Below are 5,916 nucleotides of genomic sequence, written 5' to 3' on the forward strand. Positions count from 1 at the left end.
GGCCCGTTGCGGGCGATACGTTGCCGCCATGGGTACGAGCACGCAATCGAAGACGTATGACGTGGTGGTCGTCGGCGGCGGCCACAACGGCCTCACCTGCGCGGCATTTCTGGCCAAGGCGGGCAAGCGGGTTTTGGTGCTTGAGGCCCGCGACACCGTCGGCGGCCTGGTCTGGACGATGGAGATGCCCAACGCGCCCGGCTTCAAGGTGAGCCCTTGCAGCGTCGAGTTCGTTCTGCCCGGCGTCAAGCCCTCCATCGTGGACCAGCTCGACCTGCACAAGCACGGTCTGCGGTGGGTGCACCCGACCGCCTTGACGACTTGGCTGGGTCCCGACGGTGCCAGCGTCGCGTTCTACCAGGACATCGCGCGCACCAAAACCGAAATCGCGAAGTACTCACGCCGGGACGCGCAGCGCTACGAGGAGCTCGTCGACATCATCACCGAAACGCTGTTGACGCTGATGCCCTACTTTCACGGCCATCCTTGGCGGCTAAAGCCCCGCACGGTGTTCGACGTCCTCAAGCAGGCCGCCAAGACTCGCACCAAGCTGGCCAAGGGCGCCCGCGTCATGCTCGGCTCGATCGACGCCGTGCTCGAAGAGTGGTTCGAGAGAGAAGAGATCAAGGCCCCGATTGCCGCCTACTCGGCCGGCACGTTCGGGCCGATCACCGAGACCGGCACCGGATTCCACTTGGCGTTCCTGTGTGGAATCCATCAATGGGGCGTGAAGCGGCCGGTCGGCGGCAGCGGTGCCTTCACCCAGGCGATCGCCAATGCGGTACGCCACCACGGCGGCGAGATCCGCACCAGCGCCAAGGTCAAGCGGGTGCTCACGCACAACGGGACCGCGCGCGGCGTCGAATTGGACAGCGGCGAGCAGATCCTGGCATCCGACGTGGTGTGCGCCGTGGATCCCTACACCTTGCTGACCAAGCTGCTCGACCCGTCCGACGTGCCCGACTCGACCTTCGACCAGGTCCGGTCGCTGCAGGTCGGCCGCTACAACGTGCTGTATTTCGACGCCGAGATGGCATTGTCGGGCCGGCCGAAGTTCCCGGGATTCCACGACGACGAATACACCTCGACCCTGATGTTGTGTCCGACGCTGGATTACATGCGGCGGTCGACCGTCGACGGCATGGCCGGCACCTTCACCCACGAGATCCCGATGGCCACGTTGAGCTCGTCGGTCTACGACCGCAGCCTGGTGCCACCCTCCAGTGCGGGCGAGACACTGAAGTTCTACTGCTTCAACACTCCGATCGAGCTGTCAAACGGGCGAAGCTGGGAGGACGAGAAAAAGGACTACTTCGAGCGCGCTCTGGACCACTACGAGCTCTACGCGCCCGGCACCCGGGACCTGATCATCGACGCCCACCTCACCGCGCCACCGGATTTCGAGGAGCGCTATTTCGTCCACGGCGGCAACTACGAGCACGTTGACCTCACCCTCAACCAGCTCGGCCCGACGCGGCCCATCCCGGCGCTAGCCGGTTACGAGAGCCCGGTGGAGCGGGTTTGGCATTCCGGAGCGGGCGCCTTCCCGATGGCCTACATCAGCGGCTGGCCCGGCCGTAACACCGCGGACGCGGTGCTTCGGGGCCCGTCGCGGCTGCGCCGGCGCGCTCGCAAGAAGGCCGCATCCTCGACGCTGCCACCGCTGCAATTCAGGGTCGTCGAATGACGGCGGCCGCGCCGCCGCCCGCCCGCCTGAGAACCCACGAGTTCGCCGATTCCGATGATTTCGCCCATCCGCCGCAAGGCGACGCGAGCTGGTCGGAGAGCTTCCTGGTCCAGGCATACTGCCCGCGTAGCAACATCGGCTTCTTCGCGCACAGCAACCGCACTTCGTGGGACACCGCGCTGTGGAGTGAGGTGGTGGCCGTCTACCTGCCGGGTGACCGATTCGCGGTGGCCAAAGGCTTCGGCTACGCGCCGTCCGCGCACCAGATCGGCGGCAGCCTGTCCTTCGAGGCGCCAAGGCCTTTCGAGCAGAACGTCACCCGCTACCGGGGTGCGGCGCAACTCATCGACGGCCAAGTACTGCGCAACGGCCCGGCGCCCTCCGGAATGCACGTCGGGCTCGACGTCGAGCTGACGCACCACGCGCTGGGGGCACCCTTCGGTGTCGGCGACGTGCGCCCAGGCAATTTCGGGCATACGCACTATGAGCAGCACTTCAGCTGCAGTGGCCAGATAACCCTCGACGGTCAACGCCGCTATGTGGAGGGCACCGGGATGAGGGATCACACGTGGGGCCCACGCGACCTGTCGGTGATGGGCAATCACTTCTGGATTCACGGCGAATTCCCGGACGGGCGTTGGCTTTCCACGATGTACATCACCCGCCGGGGCGGCGGGGACGCGCTGCTGAACTTCCACGTCGTCGGCGACGGCACGAGTATGACCCACGCGTCGTTGGTGAGCCATGATGCGCTGCTCGACGCGGAATCCGAGGTCTTCGATCCGTGGCGGATCGAACTGCAGGTTGGTGGCGAGACTCAGGAGATCTGCGGGGAGATCATCGCGCCCATGCCGTTTTCGTTCGTCGGCCCGGTCGAAATGACGCTCGGCACCGACCGCACGCCCGATGCCAGCCACGTTGTGTACGAATCTCAGGGCCGCCTGAGCTGGAACGGTCAGATCGGCTACGGGCTCTGTGAGCGCACCGTGGCCAGACCCAGAAAGGAATCACCTAAATGAACTCCCACGTCGTGACCGGCTATCCGCTCGACAACCACCGGACCACGCCCATCCCGGCGTTCACCCAATTCGCTAAGGCGGTCCACGACAGCCCGAACATCGATTACATGTGGCTCTGGGACGAGCTGTCCGGGTGGTTCCCCGGGGAGCTGTGGACCCCGAACAACACTCCAGCGGCCGAGTTCATCGACGGCAACTCCACCTACGACCCTTTCCTGCAGGGCGCGATCGCTTTGGCGCACAACCCCGATGCCAACATCCGGCTGTCGACGGACGCGATTCGCAGCGCCCCGGCCGAACTCCTGCGCAAGGTGCTCACATTGAGCAACGCGACCAGCGGCGACGTCGTGGTCGCGGTCGGCGCTGGTGAGCTGCGGCAGACAAAACCGTTCGGCTACAAGCGGACAGAAGGCCTCAAGAGGCTCGAGGACATTTTCCAGCTCGTCCGCCGTCTCTACGACGAGCCGGAGCCGTGGACGCAGGAGACAAACTTCTGGCATCTGAAAAACGCTACGATCGGCAATCACCGCCCGGAGAAGCGCCCCGAGTTCTGGGCCCTGGGCGGCGGCCCGGTGCTACTGGACATCGCGGCACGGTATGCCGATGGCTTCGAAGCCGCCTCCCCGCAAGCCATTCAGACACCGGAGGAATTCTCCGAGACCGTCACGGCGATGCGCCAGAAGGTGGAGAGCTACGGACGCGACCCCGATGCGTTCGGATTCGGCATTTGGAGCATTTACGTCTGCCACGAGGATCCCGAGGTCATCGAGAAAGTTCTGGCCAACCCGATAGTCCGGTATTTCGCAGGGCAATTCGGCCGTCTGGATCAAACGCGCTGGATCGAAGAAGGCGAGACGCCGGTGATGCCCGAGGGGTGGCATTACGCGGTCAAGTGGGCCCCGTTCGAGCAGACCGACGAGGAAATCAATCGCATCGTCAATGCCACGCCTGTGTCGATGTCACGCAAGGCCTTCCACGTAGGCACACCACAAGAGATGGCCAAGCTGCACTCCGGATTCGTGGAGGCCGGAGCGCAATTCGTTGGCTGGTTGGACATGACGCCGCTGGCGCTCGGACCGCTGGAGGGACCGGAGTCGCTACGCCGCGCCAACGAGATTTCCGGCCTGATAAAGCAGGCGGCAGGGGTACGAGTGTGACGACGAGCCGGGTTGAACGCCCCCAGCACCTCGCCGACGTCGACGAGGTCCTGCATCAAGTTCCCGATGTACCGCTCTGGGTCGAGAACTACTTGAGCCAGGCCTACTTCCCCGCCGAGCGCATCGGCATGTTCCTGCACCTCGGCCGGGTCTCTTTCGACCAGCCGGCCTGGGACGAGCTGGCCCTGATCTACCTGCCGGGCGACATGTTCCTGGCTGCGCGCGGATTCGGGTATGGCGGTGAAACGCCGCGTGGGCCGGCTGGGCCGTCCCTGACCTATCAGTGCATCGAACCGTGGCGCACGTGGCGCAAGACATTCCGCGGGCCGGCCCGGCTGGTGTCCGGCGACGAGCTGCGCAGCGGCGGCGTGGCGGACGGGTTACACGTCAAGCTGTCCTTCGACCTGACCTACGAGGCGATGTGCCCGCCCTTCGAACTCGGCGCGATGCACGAACAGAACTGGGCATCATCGCATTACGAGCAGCACTGTTCGGTCACCGGGACACTGTCGTACGGCGACGTTTCGGTGGAAGTGGCCGGTACCGGGCTGCGCGATCACAGCACTGGTGTGCGCGACCTGACGGGCCTGCACAACCACATCTGGTGCCACGCCGAATGGCCCGACGGCCGAGCCTTCTGCCTGATGTACCTGGCCAACAGCGACGGTTCGGGACGGATGAACCACGCGGTGGTGTGCGATGAGAAGGGTATGCGCCCTGGCAAGCTCGTCAGTGCCGCACCACTGCTCGACTCGTGGGAGCAACGGGGTGATGACTACACGCTCACTCTCGAAGTGGAGGACGAGAGGATCGAGCTGACGGCGACGCTCGGCGAAGTCGGCGCTTTGTCCATCGCCGGACCCGGGGAGATCGTTCGCGGAGCGGCCCGCGGCGCGGGCTGCCATCACTGGCTCTCCGAAGCGATGACCCGGTTCAGTTGGGCTGGCGCCGTGGGGCACGGCCTATCCGAACGATCGGTCCCGGTGCGATGAGCCTGCGACAGCTTCCACAGTCTGCCGACGGCCTCGACGACTCGTGGGCCAGCCAGGCACTGGGCGCATCGGTGCGGGTGGCCGACCGCGAAAGCGTCGGCCTGGGCATAGCATTCGCTTGCCGGCTCTTTCGGCTGATGCTCGATGGCCCACCAGGCATGCCGGGCTCTGTGCTGGTCAAGATGCCGATCGAGGGCGATACCCGGGCGATGCTGGACGGCATCGGTACGTACAGCCGCGAGATCCAGTTCTATCGGGAGGTCGCGCCCCACCTTCCCGTGCGGACACCGAAGATCTACTCCGCCGAACAGGCCACCGACTCGACGGATTTCCTGCTGGTGATGGAGGATCTCTCCGGAGAGTGCGTGCAGATCGACCAGCATGAGGGCTTCAGTCAGCAGCAAGCCAAGGCTGTGGTCGACGCGGTGGCTCGGTTTCATTCCTGGTCGTGGGCAAAAGAGGCTCTGCTGCAACAGTATTCGGATGCCTTCCTGCCTATCACTTCCGATGCCGGCCGGACACTGCAGCAGCAGTACGGGCAGCTATTCACCTATGTGTGGCGACTGCGCCGTGACGACCTCGTACAACTGCTGCCGGACAGCGCGGTGTCCGTCGCGGATCGCTTTGCCGAACTGCAGCCAAAGATGATCGACGCGCTCGCAACGCCGACTTGCATCACACATGGCGAATTGCGATCGGACAACCTGCTTTTCGACTCGGCAGGAGAACCCGTATTCATCGACTTCCAGACCGTCGCGCAGGAGTGCGGGATCCGAGAACTCCAATACTTGCTTTGTACCAGCATGCCGCCTGAGCGGCTCGCACCCCTCGAAGATGATCTGATAATGCGCTATTGCAGCGGGCTGCCAAATTACGAACCGGGCCAGGCCCGAGAGCAATACCGCTGGGCGACGGCCTACAACCTCTTGTGGCCGATCATGGCGAACGTCCGATGGGAAGCGTCGGACCAGCGTGGGCGCGACAGGCTCGACGACATGGTTCGGCGGCTCGGTGCCGCAGTAGAGCGACACTCGTCAGCTGACCTATTCTGATATCCGCCA

Annotated in this window: 5 protein-coding genes; all 5 read left to right on the forward strand. The window is 64.7% G+C overall.

What is annotated here, in order from left to right:
• Positions 1 to 28: 28 nt before the first annotated feature.
• From VNW74_RS30210 to VNW74_RS30230, 5 genes are read left to right on the forward strand one after another with little or no spacing between them, the layout of a single operon-like run.
• Positions 29 to 1,687, forward strand: coding sequence for an NAD(P)/FAD-dependent oxidoreductase (locus VNW74_RS30210; RefSeq protein ID WP_325683775.1), 1,659 nt, complete (start codon positions 29 to 31; stop codon positions 1,685 to 1,687).
• Positions 1,684 to 2,706 carry a DUF7065 domain-containing protein gene (locus tag VNW74_RS30215; protein WP_325683777.1) on the forward strand — a complete coding sequence of 341 codons (1,023 nt, stop codon included), beginning with the start codon at positions 1,684 to 1,686 and terminating at the stop codon, positions 2,704 to 2,706. Before VNW74_RS30210 ends, VNW74_RS30215 begins: the two co-directional genes overlap by 4 nt.
• Positions 2,703 to 3,863 carry an LLM class flavin-dependent oxidoreductase gene (locus tag VNW74_RS30220; protein WP_325683779.1) on the forward strand — a complete coding sequence of 387 codons (1,161 nt, stop codon included), beginning with the start codon at positions 2,703 to 2,705 and terminating at the stop codon, positions 3,861 to 3,863. The genes VNW74_RS30215 and VNW74_RS30220 overlap by 4 nt, the downstream gene beginning before the upstream one ends.
• Positions 3,860 to 4,855, forward strand: a complete 996-nt coding sequence (locus VNW74_RS30225) for a hypothetical protein (RefSeq protein WP_325683781.1) — start codon at positions 3,860 to 3,862, stop codon at positions 4,853 to 4,855. Before VNW74_RS30220 ends, VNW74_RS30225 begins: the two co-directional genes overlap by 4 nt.
• Complete coding sequence (locus tag VNW74_RS30230) at positions 4,852 to 5,907, forward strand: phosphotransferase (protein WP_325683784.1); 1,056 nt, start codon at positions 4,852 to 4,854, stop codon at positions 5,905 to 5,907. Before VNW74_RS30225 ends, VNW74_RS30230 begins: the two co-directional genes overlap by 4 nt.
• Positions 5,908 to 5,916: the final 9 nt, after the last annotated feature.

This window comes from Mycobacterium sp. (assembly GCF_035570115.1).
Lineage (GTDB): Bacteria > Actinomycetota > Actinomycetes > Mycobacteriales > Mycobacteriaceae > Mycobacterium.